The following is a 22,260-nucleotide window of genomic DNA, read 5'->3' on the forward strand; positions in this document are numbered from 1 at the left end:
ACCCATGAACGAGAAAAATTCCCGCAAAAAGGAAACCAAGAAAAGGAATTTCGCAAGTATGGAAAATTTTGGCGACCGTGTGTCTTTTCTGATTGATGAGATTGGCCGGGCTGTATTGATCGAAAAAACAGGGATTTCCCAGTCCCAGTTGTACCGGCTCAAGTCCGGTGCTGATACCTCTAGAGAAAACCTGATTTCGCTTTGGCGGGCGTCTGGGTGCTCGCTGTCATGGCTGACGATCGGTGAAGGCTCGCCATTCCCTGATGGAGATGAAAAGGCGGTGGTTTCTGCTCCAGTTGAAAAGCCACGCGCTGATTTACCCGCCGATTACGATCTGATTCCGGTAATGGACATCGAAGCATCAGCTGGCAATGGATCATCTGTCGCCGTTGAAGAAGTGGCAGATATGTACGCCTTCCGGCGCGACTGGTTACGCAATGAGCTGGGCGCCAATGCCACCGAGCTGCGAATTATTCGGGTCCGTGGTGATTCGATGGTGCCCAAGCTGAACCCGGGTGAACTGATTTTTGTGGATACCCGGGAAACCGAATTTTCAGGCGATGGCGTTTACATCCTGCGGATGGACAACGATTTGATGGTGAAGCACGTCCAGCGATTGCCAGGCCGCGTTCTGCGAGTGTCGTCTGCCAACGACGCCTATCAGCCTTTTGAAATCAAACTGGATGACGCCAGCAATGACGAGGTGGCCATTGTCGGCCGCGTTGTGTGGGCGGTGTCTGGTCGTCGGGTTTAGGAGGTGGTTGATGCGCTTATTTTCTATACCGCTTCTACTGGTATGCTCTGTCGCTGTGGCTGCCCCTGTCGATACCGATACCAGCGCCCTGCACTTTATTTCGATATCAAAAATCGGTACCGGTACCAAATATTCTGCATCTATTAGCTTTGGCTTTGATAACGAAAATTATTGCACAGTGTCTTTTAAAACCGCCGGTCTTCAGTACAAGCCGCTTTCAGATGGTGCTGATTTTTTTACCATTCAAGAGACAAGCCAGCAACCTAACAACGATATTGCTGCCGAATGCTCTTGGAATGGTTCCCTTTTCGTTTCGTCTACAAAGCCAAATCATGATGGTTTTGCCCGCTTCGGAATTAGCGAAATTGACCGAGACAACAAGCACGCTGATGTTCTGTTTTCGTTGCGGTTGTTAAAGCTCGATACCGCGTTCGATGACCGCCCCGCTTATTTCGATCTGCCCCGGTACCGCTTCAGCCTGACTGGTTCTGATTTTGACATATTGGGGGTGCCCGATGCGCCAACGAATTTTTGAAGATAAGCATGGCAATCTGTGCGGGGAATACCCGCACGATCCTGCCGTTGGGTTCGTGAGTGGCAAGCGCGGTTTGCGCCGCCGCCTGGTGCCTGTAGATGAACGTGAAGCCCTGCCAGAGCACAAGGCAATGGAACTGGCGTTAAAACGCTATGCCCTGACTGAACATGAAATCAGGGATATTCAGTCGGCTAATGATGCGAAAAAGCGGGCAGAAGAATACGCTCTCAAACATCTAACTTTTTCTGTTGCTTCCAGGAGGTGGCTGGATCAGATCAACAACAGCCACTCGGATAGGACTGTGAAGATCTACGGACAGACCATGCGACTGTACCTTGAGCTTGTTGGTGATCACCGCTTGAGAGAATTCGGACGCTCTCATAACGTCGCATTCAGTGATGCCCTTGCTAAATTGCCCAGTACCAGAACTCCAGAAAAACCGATCAGTGTTAGTACCCAGCATATGCACTTACGTCACCTGGCCAACTTCCTGCGTTGGTCCTATGACAACGAGTTGATGGAAAAGCAGATCAATATCAAGAAGCCAAAGCTGCCCGAACAGGAAATGGAGGTCTTCAGCCTGGAGCAACTCCAGCAGTTAAAATCGTTCCTCACTGACAAAATTGATCATGCAGAACCTGGGCGAGATTTGATCAATGCAAAAAACCTGATGCGGGCGTTCATGCTGGCCACTAATTGCTTGCTGCGTGTTGGTGCCATTGCCCACCTTCCACTGACTAATATTGATCTTGACGGCGCTCTGGTAAAAATCCGCGACGTGCCCGAACGTAACTGGAAAAACAAGGCGTGCAAGTGGCCCAACAAGCCGATCAACTCCCAGCTTTTGGCGTTCCTTCAGAGTGATCTTAATGGTCGTGGTAAACGTGAACGCTGGTACCTTGATGACGGAAATGGGCGTCCATGGTTAGCCGATCACAGCCACGTTAGCACCCATATGACAAAGGCTTGCCGTGAAGCTGGTTTGCCAGGCGGTGTTAAACCATTTCATTGGGGAATGCGGGCAGCCATGATCACCTGGTTACTGAACAATGGCGTCAGCCCCCAGAAGGTTCAGCAGCTTGCCGATCACGCCGATATTCAGACCACCATGCGGTACTACAACACCCGCACTGCTCAGCAGCGTGATGCAGTGGAAATGCTGCCTGTAATTTAGGCGATTGGTGTCAAATTGATGTCAACAAGCCATACAATTCAAAAAAATATAATATATAACAATGACTTATATAAAAGATTATAACGCCTCCTAAGCGGGCGATCGGGGTTCGAGTCCCTGTGGGGAGGCCATCAAGTTCAATACTTCCTCGTATTCCAGCCCCGTCGGGCTGACTGGTTCACGTCTCCAAATGCTGATTCCAGGCACTCAGATCCCCTGTGTTTTCCAGTCCTTGCTGGATCAGATTAAAGCCTCAAAACCGTGTCCGGAATTAGTTGACCACTACAAATCGGTAAAGGTGCTGGGATGGCTGTCCTAAGTGCTGCCGACGGGGAGTGGCAAACGGGCTGGAGAAGTTCAGAAAACGGGTTGTCGTGTTGTCGACTTTCGTTATTGGTCGGCATCGAAGATAAGATGCTGCATCTGAGAAGAGAAGTCGGGAATAGGGCTGTTGTATTATGCCTATGCCAACCTTGATGGTAGTTGTCGAAGCAGCAGAATCGAGTTGAGCCTGAACGGGTTTGGTCGTGTCTACCTTAGTGGCACGATTGAACCGAACTGATGTGAGGATGGTTGATGAAACTGGAAAGACTGAACCTTGAAAATTTTCGCTGTTTTCAACAAGCGGAGCTGAAGCTGGACCCTCAGCTGACGGTGCTGGTTGCCGAAAATGGCCAGGGCAAGTCGTCCATTCTGGATGCTGTCCGCATAGGGCTTTGGTCTTTTGTCAGTTGTTTTGATATTGCCAGAAATGCAAAAGCCGATCCTGCTAATGGTATTTCGATTGGTGATGTTCGAATGGTCAGGATGGGTCATGGCAATATGGCCCGTCAGTTACCGGCGACGGTATCCCTGACCGGAGATTACGGGAATGGTGAGGTCAGCTGTTGGCAGCGTTATCGGGATAAAGAGTCCCGTTCCAGCCAAACGAAAGACAGGGGCGATGCCAAGGCACTCAAGCAGTGGGTCGCTGATTTGCAAGCCAAGACACGGGATCCGGATCTGGAGAGCCAGGTGAACTTGCCGGTGTTTGGTTACTACGGAACCGGGCGTCTGTGGGCGCAGAAGAAACTCACTGAAATTTCCAAAACCAAAAACGATGCATCCGATGACGATGTCGGTGTTCGTACCTTTGCTTATCTGAATTGCCTTGACCCGGCATCTTCGTACAAACATTTCAAAGAATGGTTCATAGGCGCCTTTGAGAGTCTTCGAGAAGAGCAAATCAAGGGCCTGGAAGGCCAGCCGAATGCTGAGGCGTTAACCTCGGCAAAGGACCGGGTAAAAGTGGTTCAGCAGGCAATCGACTGTTTTTTGCGGCCAAGTACCGGCTGGCATTCACTTGAATACAGCGTCACCCACGATAGGTCTCTGGTTTTATCACACGGTGATCAGGGGGTTCTGGAGGTTGAGCAGCTCAGTGATGGCATTCGCAGTATGTTGGCGATGATCGGAGACATCGCTTATCGCTGCATCAAGCTAAATCCTCATATGGGGCTTGAGGCTGCTCGTAAAACCAAGGGCGTGGTATTGATTGATGAATTGGATATGCACCTTCATCCGCGCTGGCAACAGGTGGTGGTGGGGCAGCTTCGCGAAGCCTTTCCGGCGATTCAGTTTGTGGTCAGCACCCACAGTCCACAGGTGCTGACAACCGTTGCCAAGCGTTATATCCGCGTTCTTGCGGTGAATGATGGCCAGATAACAATTGCCGAGCCCGGCTTCAGCCCGTTGGCTCATGAGTCTGGCGATGCGCTGGCTTATATCATGGCGACACATACCGAACCAGAGCTGGCTCTCAAGGACGTCGTGCGTGAATACGAACTTTTGGTGCGATCCGGTCGGGAGTCATCTGCTCAGGCGCAAACACTCTGGCAGCAGCTACAGCAAGAGGGGTATCAGTTTCACGAGAGTGACCTGACGACGTGGCGGTTTCTGGCGGAGCGCAAGAAGAACAGGGAAGGTTAATTCACTATGGTTGAGTTGCAGCACCGGGTTGGTGGAGTTTCTGCGTTAACCGGTTTCGTTACCAGTCATCCAGGTTTGACTGTGAAGGATTTTGATTCTCAGATGTTCAAACCGGTCAAGGATGCCGTGAAAGCGGCACTTAATCAGGATCAGGGAGGCTTGTGTGTTTACTGCGAACGCTCACTAAAACCTGACGAAGGGCAGGTCGAGCATATCAAGCCCAAGGCAGGGAATAATGCCCATCCGCATCTATGTTTCGTTTACGACAATTACGCCCAGAGCTGCATTAATAATCAGACCTGTGGCCAGAAGAAAAAGAATGGCTTGCTGCCGATCGAACCGGGACCTGGCTGTAACCAATTCTGGACCTTGTCGACCGATGGTTTTATTGAACCGCTGGTTACGCTGACTCGTAACCAGAAGCACCCTGTGGTTCAGACTCGCGATATGTTGGGGTTGAACAAGGATGCCTCTCTGGTGCGAGATCGGGAAAAGTGGCTGAAGCAGGCGAATCAGATAGCCCAAAACTCACCAGCGGATCTGGCTGCTTTTCTGGATCAAGCACCTTTTCGGTATTTACTGGCGGATACTGTTTTATAGCCTCGCCGCTTGTTTTCTCCTTCCATGGAATACAAACAGAATACGCCGATGCTTTGATGGGCTTTTACAACCAGCAACGGCCACATACTGCAAATGATGGAATCAGTCCTCACGCTGCAGAAGAAAAACTTAAAACCGTGTCCGGAATTAGTTGACCACTACATTGTGAAGTGTGGGATTTTGGCTGTATATCGCGCTTGTTTGCCGGTATGAAGCATGAGCATCAAGACCAGATCGCAACTCGCTACGGTATTAAAAATGGTGGGGTATTTGCTTCATGGTTGGCCAGTCTGAACTACTTGCGAAATGTTTGTGCACACCATAGCCGCTTATGGAACCGCAACATCACTCGTCAACCAAAGCGGCCGGCATCGGCAGAAGCACTGTTGTTTCAAGAACTATGGACTGATGCGCATAAGCAAGCACGTCCGTTCCTGCTTTTATGCATCGTGCAGCATCTTCTCTGTACGATTAATCCAAACTCAAGCTGGTGGCACAGGTTGATGGAGCTGCTTATGGAGTTTCCGGATTTTGGTTGTGACCAAGAACTGTCTCTTGATGCTTGCGGTATTATTGCGGGCTGTGAAAGCTGGAACTGGAAAGAGCTGAAAAGCTAACCGGCAGGCATTAAAAAACCCCTCAGCAGCTGAAGCGACAATGAACTTGTCAGCAACAACCGATCGGGGCCGTGTTAGCAGACAACATATACCAAAACGTATTAGCAACCAATTGAATGTCCACAACTCCCAACCACTCCTGATAGGAATTAATTATCAAACCGGTGTTTCAATTCCAGTTTGACAGCAGGTAGTAAAACCAGAGAAATACGCATCCCCCGGCAAGGAGCCCCCATGACATTGTTTGAGAAAATGGACCGCCAGGACATGATGCCGCATATGCTCGGCTGGCTGACGCTGTTTGGTCTGTATCTGACACACAACAGCCTGCTTTCGGGCGAAATCGTCGTCGCCCTGATAATGACATTTTTTTGTGTGGCCGGATTGATGATCGCTTGCCTGCTGATCCCGCCACTGCTGTATCTGCTGGTCCTTCTTTGCAGCCTGTCGATGTGGTTGCAAGTGGTCACGACCAGCCTTGCGGAAGCTGCCACCAGGTATCTGTCATCGGATAAACGACCAGGGCGTTAGCCGTCGGTTTACCCTCCCCTACATGTCTTGATTACAAACGACACAATAATCCCGTTATAGTCACAAGCAGTGTATTTTCAGCCTCAGCAATCCTAATATCGAGGCTATCACCTGGCCTTAAGCCGGGAATTTCAGGGAAGATTGTGTTGTGAACAAGCAGGGCTTTTATCAACCATCCGTCAGCCACTCAGGTTTGTTTCGCCAGCATTTGTGGCTGTTGGGCGTGCTGGTACTGATCACCGGTGCTTCCGTGGCGTTGCCGGTGCTGAAAGCCAGTAACGGCCTGAGTAATTATTTGCCGCTGCACACGCTGCTGGAAACCCTTGCGGTAACCGTAGCGCTGATGATTTATGCGATTGGCTGGAATACCCGCCATTTTCAGCGCAGCCCGGCGGTACGCTGGATTTCAGTGTTGTTTCTGGGCGTTGGTGCTCTGGATTTCCTGCATGTGATTTCCTACGCCGGGATGCCAGACTTTGTTACTCACTCGGGTGCTGAAAAAGCGATTTATTTCTGGCTGATGGCCAGAGCTATGGCCGGTCTGGGTCTGTTGGGCATGGCAGCGATTCCGCTGCTGTCGCTGCGTTCATCCAGCTTGCCTGCCAGAGGGTTGATGGTGGCGGTGATTGGCCTCACCGGTTTGTCCGGCTGGCTGGTGCTGTTTCACTCGCAATGGCTGCCTGCGGTCTTTGTCCCGGAACAGGGGCTGACCACGCTCAAGCGGGTTGCGGAATATGGCCTGATGCTGTTGTATCTGGCCTCAGCCTGGCTGTTTTACCTGCAGGCACAACGGTCGGAATATCAGGACAGTATTGCCATTCGGCTGTTTTCCGCCGCGGTAATCATGGCGCTGTCGGAGCACTTTTTTACCCTCTACAGCAACGTCACCGACCTCTATAACCTGCTGGGTCATCTGTTCAAGATCATTGCCTATTGGGTGCTGTATCAGGCGCTGTTTGTCGATACCGTGACCCGCCCCTATCGTCATTTGTTTGAGTCCGAGCAGAAATGGCGCAGTACGGTTCAGGCGCTGCCAGACTTGCTGTGTGAGCTGGATGCCAGTGGCAACCTGTTGTATTTCCATGCTGGCCCGGAAAAAGAACACCACCCGCTGGCCCGGATGATTCGTGAACATGGACCGGTTGAAGCCCTGCCGACCAGTGCCATCCGGGTCATTTCCAACGCCATGTCAGAGGCGCGTGAATACGGTGTTTCACAAGGCCATCTGATTCAGGTTGAGCTGGGTGAGCTGAGCTGCCACTTTGCCGTTACCGTGTCTCGTCTGAGCTATGACTGCAACGACGATCAGGAGCAGTTTCTGCTGTTGTTGCGCGACGAAACCAGTATGGTGCAGCATCAGCAGGACCTCGCCTACGAAGCCCGTCTGAACATGATTTTGCTGAGCCTGAGTCAAAAGGCCCAGCACCAGCGAGAAGATCATTTCCTGCAGTTTTGTTGTGAACAGATCCAGTTTCTGACCGGCAGCGAAGCGGTTTGCCTGCAAATCACCGATGGTGATCGCCGCTTTGTCTCGACGCTGGGCAGCTGTCCCGGTGAAATGCCAGACTGGCCCACCGCTATCAATGAGCCCTTTATTGGCAACAGCTTGACCGAGATCCGCCAGGCGTTAGGTGAAAGTGTGTTGTCACGCGAAGTCACCCGCTTGATCTGCGTTCCCCTGATTGAAAACCAGCAGGTTTACATGCGGGTTTGCGCCCTCAATAAGGAACTACCCTACGACCAGCGCGACCGCGAAGACTTGCAGATTCTGGTCGAAGCCATCTGGCGTCAGCTACAGGCGCGCCGGATGCAAGGCCATATCGAAACCCTGTCGTTCGCGATTGCCCAGGGGCCGCATTCGGTGATCATCAGCGATGTACAGGGACGCATTCAGTACGTCAACGCGGCTTTCGAGAAATCAACCGGTTACCAGCTGGACGAAGTGATTGGCAAAACGCCGGGCATGCTGCGCTCCGGACTGGAGCTCGACAACGTCTATCAGGATTTGTGGCAGCATCTGAAACAAGGGGAAAGCTGGAGCGGCGAACTCAGCAACCGCCGCAAGGATGGCTCGGTTTACAACGAGCGTCTGACCGTTTACCCGGTCTATAACAGCGCCCGCGATCTGGTGAATTACATCTCCCACGGCGAAGATCTCACCAATGAGCAGCAGGCTGCCAACCGTATTCAGCAGCTGTCGCACTACGACCAGCTGACCGAACTGCCGAATCGTTTATTACTGGAAGAGCGCTTCCTGATTGTAGTTGATCACTCGCGCCAGTACAACGAAGCGCTGGCGCTGGTGAGTATCGACATCGATAACTTCAAGGAAATCAACGACAGCCTCGGCCACAGCGCGGGTGATTTTCTGCTCCAGAAAGTCGCCAGTCGGCTGGCCCATCAAATGGGCTCACGCGACTCAATTGCCCGTCTTTCCGGCGATAACTTTATTGTGCTGTTGAACTGTGCTGACCACCACAAAGCGGGTAGCCGGGCCATCGAGCTGCTGCAAGGCATCGACCAGCCGGTTTGGATGAATGACATTGAACTGAACGTTACCGCTTCCGCTGGTATCGCGCTCTACCCGGACGACGGCCAGACCCTTGAGGCCCTGATGATGTGTGCTGAAGCGGCCATGTATCAGGCCAAGCAGAACGGCAAAAACACCTATCGGTTCTTCTCGCCGGATATGCATGCCCAGGCCAGCCGCAGCCTGTATCTGGCCAATGCCCTCAAACACGCCCGTGAACGCGACCAGCTGTATCTGACCTACCAGCCACAGGCCAATCTGAAAACCGGCAAACTGGTCGGCGCTGAGGTCTTGTTACGCTGGCAGCACCCGGAAATGGGACTGATCTCACCAGCGGAGTTTATTCCACTGGCAGAAACCAACGGCCTGATTCTACCGATCACCGACTGGGTCTTACGTACTGCCTGCCGACAGCTAAAGATATGGCAACAACAGGGCATGCCAGAGCTGGTGCTGGCGGTGAATATTTCGGCGGTGCAGTTCTCTCGCCCCGGCTTGCGTGACAGCCTGCTGCGAGTGCTCAGTGAGGAAGGTATAGAACCACGTCATATCGAGGTGGAATTAACCGAAGTTGTGGCGCTGGCGGACCCTGAAGGTGCCATGCAAACCATGACCGAATTGAAAGAAGCCGGTTTTCATCTGGCCATTGATGACTTCGGTACCGGCTATTCGAGCATGAGTTACCTGAAGCGCTTTGATGTCGACAAGCTGAAAATCGACCAGTCGTTTATTCGGGATCTGGAAAGCAGCCGAGATGATCAGGCGATTGTGCAAGCGATCAGCCAGATTGCCGATACACTGGGCATGACCTCCATTGCCGAGGGCGTGGAAACCCCGGAACAGCTGCAACTGCTGAAAAACAGTGGCTGCAAACAGTTGCAAGGCTTCCATTACAGCAAGCCGCTGACCGCCGAAGATTTCGCAGCCTTTGTGTTCAGTAAACCCAAACTCGACAGCGGATTTTAGAGCGTCTGAATACACCGTCGTCCTGAACTTGCTTCAGGACCCATACAACAATGAATTTCTCGATGACGCCTGACGAACTGCTCACTCACCAGGCCGGAGCGCAGGCGTCTCGCCTGCAAGTGGGCGAAACGCCCACTCTCCAGCTACCAGCTTGATCATTTCCCACCCTGCATCAGCTATTCAGCCGCTGCTTGGCCAGCTGTGCCACCAGCTGTCCCAGCGTTTTCATCGCCTGCTCCAGTTTGTCACTCCAGGGCACCGCAATGTTCAGGCGAATGTATTGGTCAAAGCGGTCGCTGTTGGAGAACAGGGTTCCCGGTACAATCGCGATCGACCGTTCCCGCGCCAGATGATAGAGCTGGGCAGAATCGACGCCATCCGGCAGCTGAATCCACAAACAATAACCGCCGTTGGGGCAGGAAATCAGCGTGTCCTCGGGGAAGAAACGGCGGATCTCCTGTTTGAAGCGATTAAAATTATCGGTAATCGTCTGCCGCAACTTACGCAGATGACGGTCGTAGTGGCCGTTCTGCAAGTAGGAGTGCACCGCGAACTGCGAGATGGTACAGGCCGAGAAAGTCGTGAAGGTTTGCTCTTTCACTACCTGCCGGAAGTGACGTCCAGGCAGGCACCAACCAAGCCGCAACCCCGGTGACAGGGTTTTCGAGAACGAGCTGCAGTACATCACCCGGCCGTCGGTATCCCAGGATTTCAGCGACGAGTGAGCCCCATCAGCCGTGGTGGAATCACCGCCTTTGGGGCCGATAAAAGCCAATTCACCATAGATATCGTCTTCCAGTAAATCAATGTCATGACGGCGTGCCAGCTTCACCAGCTGTTTCTGCCGGGCGACCGGAATCACCGAACCGTGTGGGTTGGAAAAACGTGCGGTCAGCAGTACCAGCTTGATCGGCCACTGGGTCAACGCCAGTTCCAGTGCTTCAACACTGATACCGGTTTGTGGGTCGGTCGGAATCTCCAGCACCTTCAGGCCCAGCAAATCAGCCAGCTGTAAAAAGCCGTAATAACAGGGGGATTCCACGGCGATCAGATCACCAGGTTCGGTCGCTGCCCGCAAACACAGGGTCAGGGCTTCGACACAACCGTGGGTAACAACGATTTCACTGGCGCTGCAATGCACGCCGGTGTCCCGCATCCGCACCGCCAGCTGTTGACGCAACGGCATATAGCCGGGCGAAAACTGATACGCCAGGGTTTCGTGCATCTGATAACGGCTGACCTTCTGGAAGTGCTGTTGCAGCTGCCGGTGTGGCATCAGGCTGGCGTCACCAACGGTGGCCCCCAGATTCACCATGCTGGGCAGTTTGATTTCTTCCAGCAAGCCGGTAATCAGATCTGCCTTGGTGACTTCTGCCGGTGTTTCTTCCGGCTGGGACACTGGCAATCTTGGCTCCTCGCCACCTGCAGTACTGGATCGAACGTAATAGCCCGACTGTGGTTTGGCGCGCAGCCAGCCCTGATCTTCCAGCCAGGCATAAGCCTGCGACACGGTGGAAATACTAATGCCCTTCAGATTACTCATCTTGCGCACACTGGGTAGCTTATGGCCTACCGGGTAGACGCCTGTCTGAATATCAGCGGCGAGACCGTCGGCCAGTTGCAGGTAAAGCGGCTTTTCCAGTGTACGTTCCAACATGATGATTTCCTTCCGGGTTCCTTCTATTAGAGGGCGAAATAACTGACAGGGGCTCCTGACACTACAAGGTAGAGTATCAACAAGCATACTCTGCGCCCATTCTGGCCAACCAGTACAGTTTTCGTGTTTTTGACCAGCTCAGTAACTGTTACGCCGCATCTGTACTGCCTATTCGCTGGTGATCTGCGGCTAATCAGAATCACGGCTGACAGGCATTCTGTTATGACAAATCCCCATCGCTGCTCATCAAGGAGGGCACCATGACAGATTCACTGCTTACATCATTGTCCCGGCAAAACCAGTTTAACGGTCTGAAACACCGTAAGCTGAATGGCATGGTCCGCCTGGCAGCGAGTATTGGTGTGATGGCGATTGGCGGCTGGCTGGCGCTGGACGGTTATTCACCGACCTCACTGGCCTTTGGCTCGGCCACCCTGGCCGCTGTGATCGCGCTGTTGTGGATGTCGATCAACGGCTGGGAATTTCCGGCGGCGGTCAACTGGCCATGGCTGACCATCAGTGCCTTGCTCGGTGGTTTATTGCTGCCGCTGGCAACGGTACTGGCGATCACCGGTTTATCCATTGGCTGGGCGCTGGTCGCCGTGACCGCCCTGGCGATCAGCCGTCAGTTGGGTGCCCAACTGCTGCTGTTCCGCAGCACTGTCGCCATGGTGGCCTGGAATCTGTTGATTGCTGCTCCAGCCAGTGCGCTGCTGTTTGGCCAGTCGCTCGGCCATGAAACCAGCCTTGCCAGCGATCCATTGGCGCTGGCTGGTATCGCCATCGCCGCCGTTGGTCTGGTGCTGTTCTGGTATCAGCTGTGGAACGCTAACCGTCGGTTGACTGCTCGTTAGCGGCCAAACCTGTCCAGCCCCTGCGTATCAGAAACCTGTGCGCAGGGGCAAACATGCCTTGCCCAATCTGCGATATCAACAGCCTGTTATTCTCCCCACTGCTGGGGAAATTCCCGGAAAAACGCCTCCAACCGGAACTCGCGGCTGACCTGCTCGGCAAAATCCACCCGCCGAATCCTGCGACTGTCGATGCCCTGATAACCGACCTCAGCCAGGCAAGCCATACAGATTTTCGGTGCTTCGCCATCCTTCAATGGCGGCATGGCCGTCACCGTACTGACTCTGACCAGCTGATTCGAATGACGCCACTGATTAACCTGATCACAGGCGGCGACATGCCACTGGCCCGCGCCGTTGCCATCCTCTCGCAATAACCAGATACGACGGTTCTTTAACGCCAGCGTGCGGTCTTTCAGGACCAATAACTGACTCGCCGCCAGCGCTATGCCACTACTGGCCAACTGGCGTAGTTCCTGATGACTGAGATGACGCAGCGGGTCGTACAGGTCGAACGCGCCATCGTCGGTAGCGCCCATTGACTGTCGCAACTGTTGCCACACCAGATCATTGCTGAAATCAATCAGTTTCATGAGCCGTTCATCCGCTCCAGAATGGTGGCAATGCGGCCTTCAGCGTCGGTACGTACACGGAATTCCACCCGCTGCGAGGGTTCCGGCAGTTCGTTGCCACTGCTGTCACGCAGCACCTTGGCAGACGACAGACCGTTGGCTGTCAGGTGGGTTTTGAGCCAGCTCTTGTCATCCTGCATGGCGTCCAGCCCGAGCACAAAACCCAGCGTTGAACGGGTCCGCTGCTGCGACAGCGCCATGTTACGGATATAGGCTTCATCCGCCGTTCTGGCACCGGTCCAGCCCGATGAGGTATGACCTTCGATACGCACTTCAAGAATGTCATTGCGGTACGGATCGCCAGTAATAATACGGATATAACGCGGGAAGAAATCAGCTAACACCTGTTCAAACTCAGGCTTGAGATCAGCGTCCCCCTTGTCGAACAACACATCGGTGTTGTTGAAACGAAACGCCAGATCCTTGTCGAGCTCCGCTCCCCAGCGCTGCATATCCGCCTGAAATTCGGTCAGCAGGTCGTTGTAGAGCCGAATACGCAACTGATCGTACAGAATCGCCACGTCACGCACCTTGTTGCGCTCGGTTTCGACGTTGACCATGAACACCATCGACACCAGCATAAACACCATCATCAAGCCAGCCATCAGGTCGGCTACCGACAACCAGTGTGCTTCGCCTTCCGGTTTGCTGTCGCTGCCCAGCAGTTCGGCTTCATTGCTCATTCACACGCTCCGCCGCCTGCACCAGCCGTTGCAGTTTGTCGGTCAACGGGCCGTAGTCAGAGACAAACTTCTCCGACAGCGCGCTGAGCTGAATACCCAGCGACTTCAGTGCCTTGTTCAGCTCGGCTTCGAGGCTTTCGTCCAGCACCACAAACTGACGCTCGACCCGCTCGCCCAGTTTCTGCAACTGATAGAGGCTTTGCTGTTGCTGGTTCTGAATCTGCTCCTGGGTCACGGCCAGCTGTTGCTGCCACTGCTGTTGCAGGTTCAGCTGCGACTCGCTCAATTCCGTACTGAGCCAGTTTTGCTGTTGCTCCACCGCTGTTGCCATGCCCTGGGTGAGGCTCAAAACCCGTTGCTCCAGCTGCGGCAAACCATCAGCTGCGCTGCTGATCAAACCAGCCAGGCTGCCGAGCTGCTGTTGCAAACTGTCACGCTGGGTTTCCATCGCCGACAGCAGTTCTTCCAGCGAAGCCGAAATACCGTTGAAGGCATTGGCATGGCGAACCATATATTCAAAGGCATCGCAGGCGACTTTCATCGATTCGGCACCGCGCTGCTGCTCGTTGATCAGCTCGGTAATCTGGCCCTTGTAGCTCTTTTGCCACTCCAGCATCGAAATGACCGATTCGTTCAGACGTTTGAAGTTATCGCCGTACTGTTCGTTGATCTTGGTGTTGAACTCGGTCATTACCATCTCAATGGCTTCGACCAACGCACGGGCGTTAGCCTCTGCCATACGTTCCTGATAGTTCTCTAACGAGTGATTGATTTGCTCTAGTTCGCCCATCAGCGCCTGATGCTGGCGATCACTCTGGCTGGCCAGTGCAGTTTGCAATGCGTGCAGCGCGGCAACCGGATTGCTGTCGCGCGCCAACTGGTTGGTTTCCGAAACCGATAGCCGAATCTTGTCGAGCGCCGCCAGCAGGTCAGCAATGGTCGCCCCCTGCTGTTTGGCCGCTACGGCCGTAAGCTGGCCAATCGCACCACGCACCTTGATAGTCAGCGCGCCAAACAGGCCCACAATTGACGACCAGAAGGCGGTTTTCAGACCTTCCATCAAGGTCGGTACACTGGCCTGGATATCCGAGGTGTCGAACTCCGACAACCCCAGTGCTACCCCCAGAAAGGTGCCGAAAATACCCAGCGAGGTGAGGATATTGGGGCCAACATCGAGCGTACGTGCACTGAACCGATAGAGGTGAAAAAACGCCGTCAGTACTGCGATCACGGCCATTAACACCAGCGTCCAGCCGGACAGGGATTCCATCATGAAGCAACTCATACAATCAGTGATTTTGTATGAGTCTAGTCCATGCTGACTTTTTTGCGCCTTTCCCCCTTGGGCTTACCAAGCGTCATCAATGACGGCTTTAATTCTTGCCAAACATAGAGACTGACGGAATGATGACAAGACTAACGTCTATTGAATAAAGCAAGGAGCAAACATGCTGATCAGCAATATGGAAGTGGTGCCAGGCAAACGCATCACCCAGCATCTGGGACTGGTACAAGGCAGCACCGTACGCGCCAAGCACGCCGGTAAAGACCTGATGGCCAGCCTCAAAAATATCTTTGGTGGCGAACTGCGCGGCTACACCGAACTGCTGTCCGAATCCCGCGATGAAGCCATGCAGCGGATGGAGCAGCAAGCCAAAACCCTCGGTGCCAACGCGATTCTCAACGTCCGTTTTTCAACCTCTTCAATTGCCGCAGGTGCATCTGAGCTGTTTGTTTATGGCAGCGCCGTGATTGTTGAGGATCGCTGATGGAACAGTTGATTTTTTTCCTGGTGCTGCTGGCACTGGGATACATTTTTGGCCGTCGGGCGGAAGCTCGCCATTACCGCAGTATCCATGAACGCGAAGAGCTGTTACGCCAGCTGGTAGTGTTGCCGAACCGGGTACCGCCAACCGAGTTTCGCCATCATGACTCCCAGCTGGTCAGCGGTTCGGTGGTGATTTCGGTCGACTACTTCAAAACCGTGGTCGCCGGTTTGCGCAATCTGGTCGGTGGTCGTATTGGCGCCTATGAAAGCCTGCTCGATCGAGGCCGTCGTGAAGCCATTCTGCGGATGCAGGAAGAAGCTCAGGTGCTCGGGGCAACGGCGATCATGAACCTGCGGGTCGAAACCAGCCGCATAGGCCAGAACGCCAGGCAAGGTCTGGGTTCGGTTGAAATGCTGGCTTATGGCACAGCCATGATTCCGCCCGCGGACCCTCGTTCATAAAGATGGGCACGCCACTGCCAACCGGCAATCCCAAACTGCCAGACGAAATCAATAATGCCCATCAAGCGCCGGTGAAGGATTTCCTGATTCTGGCGTTCGGGCTGCTTGGCACTGTGGTGTTGGCAGCCCTGTTGTTGGGATGGAGCGCCAGCTGGCTGGCGCCATTGGTGCCTTATCAGTGGGAACGTGACTGGTTTGCTGCCAGCCCGGCTGCGGCTTCAATGCCTGAAACGGCTGTTAGTCAAACGCCCGTTGATCCGCAAAGTCAGGCCTTGCAGCAACTGATGGATCAGCTATTACAAACCCAAAGCCAGCCATTACCCGTCGATGTGCATTATTTACCCGACATCCCGGAACCCAACGCCTTTGCAACCATCGGCGGCCACATCTTTGTCACGGCCGGATTATTGCGCAGCGTGTCGTCGGAAAATGCCCTGGCGATGGTATTGGCCCATGAATACGGCCATATACAGATGCGCCATCCGATCACGCTGGCACTGGAGCAAGCCACGCTTGGCCTGCTGCTGTCGCTGGTCGGCGGCGACCCAACCGGTTTCAGCCAATGGGGTGCTGGTTTGACCATGCTGTCGTTCAGCCGGGATATGGAACGGGATTCCGACCAACAGGCGTTAGCCATGTTGCAACAGCATTATGGCCACACGCTTGGTGCCGAGGAGTTTTTTGAAAAGATGTTAGAACAGCATGAGGAATCACGCTGGCAGGCAGTGTTCCAGACGCATCCGTTAACGTCGGAACGACTGGCTGCGATTAACGCCGCCAGTGCCTATGAGCAACAACAGCAGCAGCAACTAACGCCACTGCCGCAGGCTCTGCAGCCAGCTGCCGATTAACCCAGCGCCCGACGAATCAGGCCTTCACGGGCCTGAGCCAGATCGGCAGCCAGCTTTTCAACGTCCAGACCAGCTACCGCGCCATTTTCAACCCGCAGCTTGCCATTGATAAATCCGGCCTTGAGGCTGACGGGCTCACCGCCCAACAATGGCGCCCACTCGGCCGACATCATGCCCTGGTAACGAGCGGCAGAAATATCAAACAGGCACAGGTCGGCCAGCTTTCCAACCGCGATTTCACCACTGTCTTCAAAGCCCAGCAGTTTAGCGCCATCGGCGCTGGCCCAGCTCAGTACCTGTGCCAGATCCGGCTCAACCGACGCATTGGCAGCCCGCTGCAGCAGCCAGCTCAGATTGGCTTCCTGCAGCATGGAACCATTTTCAGACGACGCTGCGCCGTCAACCCCAAGCGAGATCTGCATGCCAGCCTTGTGCATCGCCAATACCTTGGCAATACCACTGCCCAAACGACCGTTAGAAGTTGGGCAATGGCCGATTCCCGTGCGGCTGGCCGCCAGGGTCTGAATATCCGCTTCGTTGGCCTGCACCAGATGGGCAAACCAGACGTCCTCACCCAGCCAGTTGACGGACTCGGCATAGTTCACCGCACTCATGCCATATTTCCGCTGCGACTGCTGTTCATCAAAGCCGACTTCCAGCAAATGCGAGTGCATCCGCAAGCCATTGGCGCGGGCAAAGCCAGCCAGCTGACGCAGATCGTCTGGCGGTGAAGTGTGTACCAGGCTGGTTGGTGCGACGACCAGACGGCGCATGGCATCCGCTTGCGGCTGATGATACTGATCCAGACTGGCTTGCAGCCCTGTCAGCATCTGTTCGAGGTTTTCCGGTTTGATACCAGCCTTCGCCAGGCCCTGATGCGTACCTGTGTTGGTGGCACCACCGCGACACAGCACCAGACGAATGCCAAGATCATCGGCCGCCTGCCAGACAGCGTCTTCCATTTCCGGCGTTGCCGCGATGTGATAGAGGTAATGATGATCGGCGCAGATCGTGGTGCCAGAGCGCATCAGCTCATACAGACCCAGCGTCGCCGCCAGATACATATCGTTGGGCGTCATATGCGGCCAGTACTGATAAGGCACCGAGCCGAGCCATTCGCCCAGATGCTGGTTCAGACCCGCCGGTACCGCCTTGAACAGCGACTGGGCCAGATGGTGATGGCTGTTGACCAGGCCCGGATACAATACGCATTGGCTGCCGTCAATCACTTCGGCATCGAGTAGTTCCAGCTGGTTGCCGATTTCGGCAATGCGGTTAGCGCGAATACGCAGGTCGTGACAATCGGGATGGGAGGCAATCGCAGCGCAATTGCGAATCAGATAATGCATGGCGGCTCCTGGAGAGTTTCAAAACACTTCTAAGAGCAATGTCCCGGAACAATTTCCTGACCGCTTCTACTCCTGACTATTGTCATCCTATGGAATTATTTTGTTGCTTTTCAACTGTTCAGCAGAAAAAATCCCGCCAGCGAACACTCTGCATCAGTTTGGATCATCAAAATTGCTGTACGCCCCAGAAGGCATCAAAAACATAACCAAACGGTCAAGAAAAGTCGTTTTTTGTTGGCACGGGGTTTGAATAAACACGATTGCTAACTTCACGAGTAGAAGCTGTCAGGCTTATTTATAAGCTGGGTCATTGCTCACTGAATCACAGGCAAGCTTATGCATGTCTTTTGTGGTTGGTGGCTGTCTTTATTGACCTGATCTTTATTGACCCAGCTGACCCGATTGCATGCGTAGTCTGCCGATTATTTCGGAGATCTACCATGAAACGACCATTCCGCCTGAAGTCCCTGCTGCTGACAGGTGCGTTCGCCCTGATCAGCCAGGCCACTCTCGCCGCTGACAAAGTCACCTTCCAGCTCGACTGGTTACCGGGTGGCGACAAAGCCTCTATTTATGCCGGTATCGATCAGGGGTATTTCGCTGACGAAGGTATCGAAGTAAAAATTTCCCAGGGCCGTGGTTCCACCGACGCCATCAGCAAAATTGCTACCGGCAGCGCCGATGTCGGTTTTGCTGATCTGGTTGCCCTGCTGGTAGCCCGTGCCAATGATCAGGTGCCGGTGAAAGCGGTCTATTCCGTTTTCAGTGAAGCGCCCCATGCCTTCTTTACCGTCAAGGGTAACGGCATTAACAGCGTCAGTGACGTCGCTGGTAAAAAAATCGCTACCTCGCCATTTACCTCTTCCAATATCTTCCTGCCACTGCTGCTCGACCTGAACAAGGTAGATCAGGACAGCATTTCTCTGGTCAAGGCCGATCCGGGTTCACTGGCACCTATGCTGCTGACCGGCAATACCGATGTGGTGATCTCCTGGATTACCGATGCCGAAAAATACCGCAGCCAGGCCGCCAAGGCCGGTAAAGAGCTGACCGTGATGCCATGGTACGACGCCGGTCTGAAGTTCTACGCCACTTCCGTGATTGCGTCCGAACGTTTCCTGCAGCAGCGCCCGGATGTTGCACGCCGCTTTATCCGCGCCTACAACCGTGCAGTTGAATTCACCTGGGCCCATCCACAACAGGCAGCTGAAGCTGTGCACAAGCAGGTACCGGAAGTTGATGTGGACGTAGCCGTGGCCACCATCAATTCCATCCGCTCACTGGTCTACAACGATGCCAGCGCCAGTGCCGGTCTGGGCAACTTCGACCACCAGCGTCTGGCCGACACCTGGAAGTCCACTGCGATTGCGCAGAAGCTTGATCCGGCTTCCTTTGACCCGGAAACAGCCATCTCCCGCGAACCCAAACTGGCAGCTGAGTAATCCGGACGTATCCCCCATGAAAAACTATGTCGAGTTTATCGACGTAGGGCATGAATACACGCTGGCCGATGGCCAGCGTATGCGAGCCCTGTCGCCGATCAATTTCAATATCCAGCGCCATGAATTCGTTTCGGTCGTTGGCCCTTCAGGCTGTGGTAAATCCACCCTGCTGCGTTTGCTGTCGGGTCTGATCCAGCCCACCGAAGGCGAAGTACGGATTTTTGACAAGCCCGTGACCGAGCCCCAGGACGAGGTCGGCATCGTGTTCCAGAAACCCACCCTGCTGCCGTGGAAAAACGTTCTGGATAACGTGTTGTTCCCCCTGCGACACAAGTTTGGCCGGGTATTGCCCGCAGATAAGCAACGCGCCAGCCAGTTACTGGAAATGGCCGGGCTGGGCAGCTACCAACAGCACATGCCGGGTGAACTGTCCGGTGGTATGCAGCAACGCGTCGGTATCGTGCGTGCGCTGCTGTTGTCACCCGACATCCTGATTCTCGACGAACCCTTCAGTGCACTGGATGCCCTGACCCGCGAAGAAATGGGTTTTGAACTGCTGCGTATTTGCCGCGAGCAGAAAAAAACCGTGCTGTTTATCACTCACTCGATCAGCGAAGCGGTACTGCTGAGCGACCGGGTGGTGGTACTGGGTGGTCGTCCTGGTGAGCTGGTCGACAACATTGAGATCGATCTGCCAGGCCAGCGCGACAACAGCACCTTGCAACACCCGGACTTTGCGGCCTATACCCGCACCATACGCAACTATATCTGTGCGCCTCACAAAACTGGTGAACAAGAGAAAACTGGTGAATCAGCAAAGACTGATGAACCACGCAAAGCTGTCTCACCCCACAAGGGAGCTGCCTGATGTCTGCCAACACTCGCTCGCTGGAAAACACCATGCTGAAGACCCGGCTCAAGAGCATGCTGCGGAATTCACTGCCAACACTGGCGATGATTGCCCTGATCCCGATATGGGAACTGGTCTGCTGGCTGTTTGAAGTGCCCGAATTCATCCTGCCGCGTCCGTCCGCCATTGCAGAGGCGTTTGTTGCAGTCGAACCACAACGCTGGTTGCTGCATCTGGGCGCCACCCTGTACATCGCACTGGCCGGCTTCGCCCTGTCGATTCTGATCAGTCTGCCGTTGGCCGTGTTACTGGTGCGTTCCGAGTTTCTCAACAAGACCCTGTTCCCGATCCTGGTGGTGATCCAGTCGACGCCGATCATTGCGATTGCGCCGCTGCTGATCGTGATCATGGGCACCGGTGATGCGCCACGTTTGACCATTACCTGTCTGATCACCTTCTTCCCGCTGGTGGTATCAGCCACCACAGGCATGCTGTCGACACCGGAAGAACTGATTGAGCTGAGCCGTTCATTGCGCGGTGGTGCCATTCGCGAGATCTGGCAGATTCGTTTGCCCTACGCCATTCCGCATATTTTCAGCGGTCTCAAAGTGGGGATTACCCTGGCCGTGATTGGTGCAGTAATCGCAGAGTTTGTTGCAGCGGAACAGGGCCTGGGCTACTTCGTGCAGTTCTCGACCTCGTATTTCAAGATTCCGCAGGCCTTCGCGGCACTGTTTTTCCTCTCCATTGTCAGCCTGATGCTGTTCAAGGCGGTGCGATGGACTCAAAAAATCTGGTTTGGCTGGAGCCTGCAAAAATCCAGCTGATGAACTGATTGCAAGACCATTTGATTCACGAAATAGCAAGACCCTTGATTCACGGAGTATAAGCGGCAGGCCTTTGGCCCGGCATTGCTCCAATAACCGCAGCCTGGCTGCATACATTGGAGAAAACCATGACTCAAACCTATAACCTCGCAGAGCTGAACTTTGAAAGCACCATCGGCGGCATGGGAGAAGAAACCACCGCTCGTGCGATTCCGGTGATCGACCTCAGCGACTTCGACAACAACCGTGAAGCGATCAAGCAACAACTGTGGCAGGCCGCCACCGAAGTGGGCTTTTTCCAGCTCAGCAACCACGCCATTCCGCTGGCTATGGTGGAAGAAGCGTTTGCCCAGAGTGAAGCCTTTTTTGCCCTGCCGAATGACGTGAAAAAGCAGTTCCCGCTGAAAGAAGGCCTCAATGCCGGCTGGGAATTTATGGCACAGGTACGTCCGTCAACCGGTACTGCCGACCAGAAAGAAAGCTATCAGGTGACTATGCCTCATATGAACGACCTGTGGCCTGATCAGACTCAGGTACCGGAATTCCAGCGTATCATTCTGGATTTCGAATACCGCGCCTGGAAACTGGGCATGGACATACTGTCATGCTTCGCTGAAAAACTCGGCTTCGACAGCGACTTCTTCACTCGCGCCCACGACCGCAGCAGTGCGGAATACCAGAGCACCCTGCGTCTGCTGCACTACCTGCCAATGGAACAGGCCGACCAGCACGAAGATAACTGGCGCGCCGGTGCCCACACCGACTTCGACTGTTTCACCATGGTGTTCCAGCGTGATGGTCAGGGCGGCCTGCAAGCCTGCCCGGGCAAAGACGCTCAGGGCTCCCAGCAGTGGAGCACCGTTGAGGCCAAACTGGAACTGATCACCTGCAACATCGGCGACATGCTGATGCGCTGGAGTGACGACAAGCTGAAATCCACCCTGCACCGGGTACGTATGCCGCGTGCCGATGAATATCAGGGCCCGCGCTTCAGCATGGCGTACTTCTGCCAGGCCAACAAAGACCAGATCATTCAGGGCCCGGATGGCAAATACCCGGCCATCACCGCGCGTGACTACATGCGCCAGCGTCTGGATGCCAACTTTGCTCCGTCAAAGAGCAAATAAGTCTGGGCAAGCGCGAATCAGCTGACGGGAATGTCAGTGCACAAAAAACGGCCTCACGATGAGGCCGTTTTTGTAGCTGCATTAAA

Annotated in this window: 21 protein-coding genes; 16 read left to right on the forward strand and 5 right to left on the reverse strand. The window is 54.2% G+C overall.

Translation table 11 applies throughout. From position 1 onward, the window contains the following. Positions 1–4: 4 nt before the first annotated feature. The 8 genes from K6123_RS18630 (at position 5) to K6123_RS18665 (ending at position 9,675) form a co-directional block, all read left to right on the forward strand. Positions 5–754, forward strand: a complete 750-nt coding sequence (locus tag K6123_RS18630) for a S24 family peptidase (protein ID WP_221800554.1) — start codon at positions 5–7, stop codon at positions 752–754. Positions 755–764: 10 nt separating this feature from the next. Beyond that, positions 765–1,289, forward strand: a complete 525-nt coding sequence (locus K6123_RS18635) for a hypothetical protein (protein WP_221800555.1) — start codon at positions 765–767, stop codon at positions 1,287–1,289. Next, positions 1,270–2,463, forward strand: a complete 1,194-nt coding sequence (locus tag K6123_RS18640) for a tyrosine-type recombinase/integrase (protein ID WP_221800556.1) — start codon at positions 1,270–1,272, stop codon at positions 2,461–2,463. Before K6123_RS18635 ends, K6123_RS18640 begins: the two co-directional genes overlap by 20 nt. Positions 2,464–3,039: 576 nt before the next feature. Beyond that, positions 3,040–4,431: an AAA family ATPase gene (locus K6123_RS18645; RefSeq protein ID WP_246624905.1), complete on the forward strand. Its 1,392-nt coding sequence runs from the start codon at positions 3,040–3,042 to the stop codon at positions 4,429–4,431. Positions 4,432–4,437: 6 nt separating this feature from the next. After that, positions 4,438–5,031, forward strand: a complete 594-nt coding sequence (locus tag K6123_RS18650) for a retron system putative HNH endonuclease (RefSeq protein ID WP_221800560.1) — start codon at positions 4,438–4,440, stop codon at positions 5,029–5,031. Positions 5,032–5,201: 170 nt separating this feature from the next. Continuing rightward, positions 5,202–5,648: an Abi family protein gene (locus tag K6123_RS18655; RefSeq protein ID WP_343224015.1), complete on the forward strand. Its 447-nt coding sequence runs from the start codon at positions 5,202–5,204 to the stop codon at positions 5,646–5,648. 234 nt (positions 5,649–5,882) lie between these two features. After that, complete coding sequence (locus K6123_RS18660; protein WP_221800564.1) at positions 5,883–6,179, forward strand: hypothetical protein; 297 nt, start codon at positions 5,883–5,885, stop codon at positions 6,177–6,179. 148 nt (positions 6,180–6,327) lie between these two features. Continuing rightward, positions 6,328–9,675, forward strand: a complete 3,348-nt coding sequence (locus K6123_RS18665; RefSeq protein WP_221800566.1) for an EAL domain-containing protein — start codon at positions 6,328–6,330, stop codon at positions 9,673–9,675. 172 nt (positions 9,676–9,847) lie between these two features. Here the strand turns inward: K6123_RS18665 and K6123_RS18670 are convergent, their stop codons facing one another. Continuing rightward, complete coding sequence (locus K6123_RS18670; protein WP_221800568.1) at positions 9,848–11,332, reverse strand: aminotransferase-like domain-containing protein; 1,485 nt, start codon at positions 11,330–11,332, stop codon at positions 9,848–9,850. A gap of 260 nt (positions 11,333–11,592) precedes the next feature. Here K6123_RS18670 and K6123_RS18675 point away from each other — a divergent pair, with 260 nt between their 5' ends. Beyond that, complete coding sequence (locus tag K6123_RS18675; protein ID WP_221800570.1) at positions 11,593–12,186, forward strand: hypothetical protein; 594 nt, start codon at positions 11,593–11,595, stop codon at positions 12,184–12,186. An 86-nt stretch (positions 12,187–12,272) separates the two neighbouring features. Here the strand turns inward: K6123_RS18675 and K6123_RS18680 are convergent, their stop codons facing one another. The 3 genes from K6123_RS18680 to K6123_RS18690 are packed head-to-tail and all read right to left on the reverse strand — an operon-like array spanning position 12,273 to position 14,771. Then, positions 12,273–12,776, reverse strand: a complete 504-nt coding sequence (locus K6123_RS18680; RefSeq protein ID WP_221800572.1) for a hypothetical protein — start codon at positions 12,774–12,776, stop codon at positions 12,273–12,275. After that, complete coding sequence (locus K6123_RS18685; RefSeq protein WP_221800574.1) at positions 12,773–13,498, reverse strand: OmpA family protein; 726 nt, start codon at positions 13,496–13,498, stop codon at positions 12,773–12,775. Before K6123_RS18685 ends, K6123_RS18680 begins: the two co-directional genes overlap by 4 nt. Continuing rightward, entirely contained in the window at positions 13,488–14,771 is a 1,284-nt protein-coding gene (locus K6123_RS18690; RefSeq protein WP_221800575.1) for a hypothetical protein, read from the reverse strand. Before K6123_RS18690 ends, K6123_RS18685 begins: the two co-directional genes overlap by 11 nt. Before the next feature lie 175 nt (positions 14,772–14,946). On the opposite strand from K6123_RS18690, the gene K6123_RS18695 reads away from it, so the two are divergent. The 3 genes from K6123_RS18695 to K6123_RS18705 are packed head-to-tail and all read left to right on the forward strand — an operon-like array spanning position 14,947 to position 16,579. Then, positions 14,947–15,267, forward strand: a complete 321-nt coding sequence (locus tag K6123_RS18695) for a YbjQ family protein (RefSeq protein ID WP_221800576.1) — start codon at positions 14,947–14,949, stop codon at positions 15,265–15,267. Beyond that, positions 15,267–15,728 carry a YbjQ family protein gene (locus tag K6123_RS18700; RefSeq protein ID WP_221800577.1) on the forward strand — a complete coding sequence of 154 codons (462 nt, stop codon included), beginning with the start codon at positions 15,267–15,269 and terminating at the stop codon, positions 15,726–15,728. The genes K6123_RS18695 and K6123_RS18700 overlap by 1 nt, the downstream gene beginning before the upstream one ends. Positions 15,729–15,730: 2 nt before the next feature. Continuing rightward, entirely contained in the window at positions 15,731–16,579 is an 849-nt protein-coding gene (locus K6123_RS18705) for a M48 family metallopeptidase (protein ID WP_221800578.1), read from the forward strand. On the opposite strand, the gene K6123_RS18710 is transcribed toward K6123_RS18705, so the two are convergent. Continuing rightward, the gene (locus tag K6123_RS18710) at positions 16,576–17,928 is read right to left on the reverse strand and encodes an amidohydrolase family protein (RefSeq protein ID WP_221800579.1); all 1,353 of its coding nucleotides are present in this window, start codon (positions 17,926–17,928) and stop codon (positions 16,576–16,578) included. The genes K6123_RS18705 and K6123_RS18710 overlap by 4 nt on opposite strands. Before the next feature lie 440 nt (positions 17,929–18,368). Between K6123_RS18710 and K6123_RS18715 the strand changes: the two genes are divergently transcribed. The 4 genes from K6123_RS18715 to K6123_RS18730 all read left to right on the forward strand — a co-directional run bounded on the left by K6123_RS18715 (position 18,369) and on the right by K6123_RS18730 (position 22,174). Then, a complete protein-coding gene (locus K6123_RS18715) occupies positions 18,369–19,370 on the forward strand; it encodes an ABC transporter substrate-binding protein (RefSeq protein ID WP_221800580.1) in 1,002 nt (333 codons plus the stop codon). Between the two features lie 16 nt (positions 19,371–19,386). Further along, a complete protein-coding gene (locus tag K6123_RS18720) occupies positions 19,387–20,238 on the forward strand; it encodes an ABC transporter ATP-binding protein (RefSeq protein ID WP_221800581.1) in 852 nt (283 codons plus the stop codon). Beyond that, positions 20,238–21,047, forward strand: a complete 810-nt coding sequence (locus K6123_RS18725) for an ABC transporter permease (RefSeq protein WP_246624897.1) — start codon at positions 20,238–20,240, stop codon at positions 21,045–21,047. The genes K6123_RS18720 and K6123_RS18725 overlap by 1 nt, the downstream gene beginning before the upstream one ends. Before the next feature lie 128 nt (positions 21,048–21,175). After that, the gene (locus tag K6123_RS18730) at positions 21,176–22,174 is read left to right on the forward strand and encodes an isopenicillin N synthase family dioxygenase (protein WP_221800582.1); all 999 of its coding nucleotides are present in this window, start codon (positions 21,176–21,178) and stop codon (positions 22,172–22,174) included. Positions 22,175–22,260 lie beyond the last annotated feature (86 nt).

The sequence above is a fragment of the Oceanobacter mangrovi genome, from assembly GCF_019740315.1.
In the GTDB taxonomy this organism is placed as follows: Bacteria; Pseudomonadota; Gammaproteobacteria; order Pseudomonadales; family Oceanobacteraceae; genus Oceanobacter; species Oceanobacter mangrovi.

What these genes read in the sequence shown, in the direction of transcription:
- K6123_RS18700 (WP_221800577.1), top strand. Translation starts at nt 15,267, where the DNA reads ATGGAACAGTTGATTTTTTTCCTGGTGCTGCTGGCACTGGGATACATT.
- K6123_RS18650 (WP_221800560.1), top strand. Translation starts at nt 4,438, where the DNA reads ATGGTTGAGTTGCAGCACCGGGTTGGTGGAGTTTCTGCGTTAACCGGT.
- K6123_RS18725 (WP_246624897.1), top strand. Translation starts at nt 20,238, where the DNA reads ATGTCTGCCAACACTCGCTCGCTGGAAAACACCATGCTGAAGACCCGG.
- K6123_RS18675 (WP_221800570.1), top strand. Translation starts at nt 11,593, where the DNA reads ATGACAGATTCACTGCTTACATCATTGTCCCGGCAAAACCAGTTTAAC.
- K6123_RS18720 (WP_221800581.1), top strand. Translation starts at nt 19,387, where the DNA reads ATGAAAAACTATGTCGAGTTTATCGACGTAGGGCATGAATACACGCTG.
- K6123_RS18680 (WP_221800572.1), bottom strand. Translation starts at nt 12,776, where the DNA reads ATGAAACTGATTGATTTCAGCAATGATCTGGTGTGGCAACAGTTGCGA.
- K6123_RS18730 (WP_221800582.1), top strand. Translation starts at nt 21,176, where the DNA reads ATGACTCAAACCTATAACCTCGCAGAGCTGAACTTTGAAAGCACCATC.
- K6123_RS18670 (WP_221800568.1), bottom strand. Translation starts at nt 11,332, where the DNA reads ATGTTGGAACGTACACTGGAAAAGCCGCTTTACCTGCAACTGGCCGAC.
- K6123_RS18705 (WP_221800578.1), top strand. Translation starts at nt 15,731, where the DNA reads ATGGGCACGCCACTGCCAACCGGCAATCCCAAACTGCCAGACGAAATC.
- K6123_RS18685 (WP_221800574.1), bottom strand. Translation starts at nt 13,498, where the DNA reads ATGAGCAATGAAGCCGAACTGCTGGGCAGCGACAGCAAACCGGAAGGC.
- K6123_RS18710 (WP_221800579.1), bottom strand. Translation starts at nt 17,928, where the DNA reads ATGCATTATCTGATTCGCAATTGCGCTGCGATTGCCTCCCATCCCGAT.
- K6123_RS18695 (WP_221800576.1), top strand. Translation starts at nt 14,947, where the DNA reads ATGCTGATCAGCAATATGGAAGTGGTGCCAGGCAAACGCATCACCCAG.
- K6123_RS18630 (WP_221800554.1), top strand. Translation starts at nt 5, where the DNA reads ATGAACGAGAAAAATTCCCGCAAAAAGGAAACCAAGAAAAGGAATTTC.
- K6123_RS18645 (WP_246624905.1), top strand. Translation starts at nt 3,040, where the DNA reads ATGAAACTGGAAAGACTGAACCTTGAAAATTTTCGCTGTTTTCAACAA.
- K6123_RS18660 (WP_221800564.1), top strand. Translation starts at nt 5,883, where the DNA reads ATGACATTGTTTGAGAAAATGGACCGCCAGGACATGATGCCGCATATG.
- K6123_RS18640 (WP_221800556.1), top strand. Translation starts at nt 1,270, where the DNA reads ATGCGCCAACGAATTTTTGAAGATAAGCATGGCAATCTGTGCGGGGAA.
- K6123_RS18715 (WP_221800580.1), top strand. Translation starts at nt 18,369, where the DNA reads ATGAAACGACCATTCCGCCTGAAGTCCCTGCTGCTGACAGGTGCGTTC.
- K6123_RS18690 (WP_221800575.1), bottom strand. Translation starts at nt 14,771, where the DNA reads ATGATGGAATCCCTGTCCGGCTGGACGCTGGTGTTAATGGCCGTGATC.
- K6123_RS18635 (WP_221800555.1), top strand. Translation starts at nt 765, where the DNA reads ATGCGCTTATTTTCTATACCGCTTCTACTGGTATGCTCTGTCGCTGTG.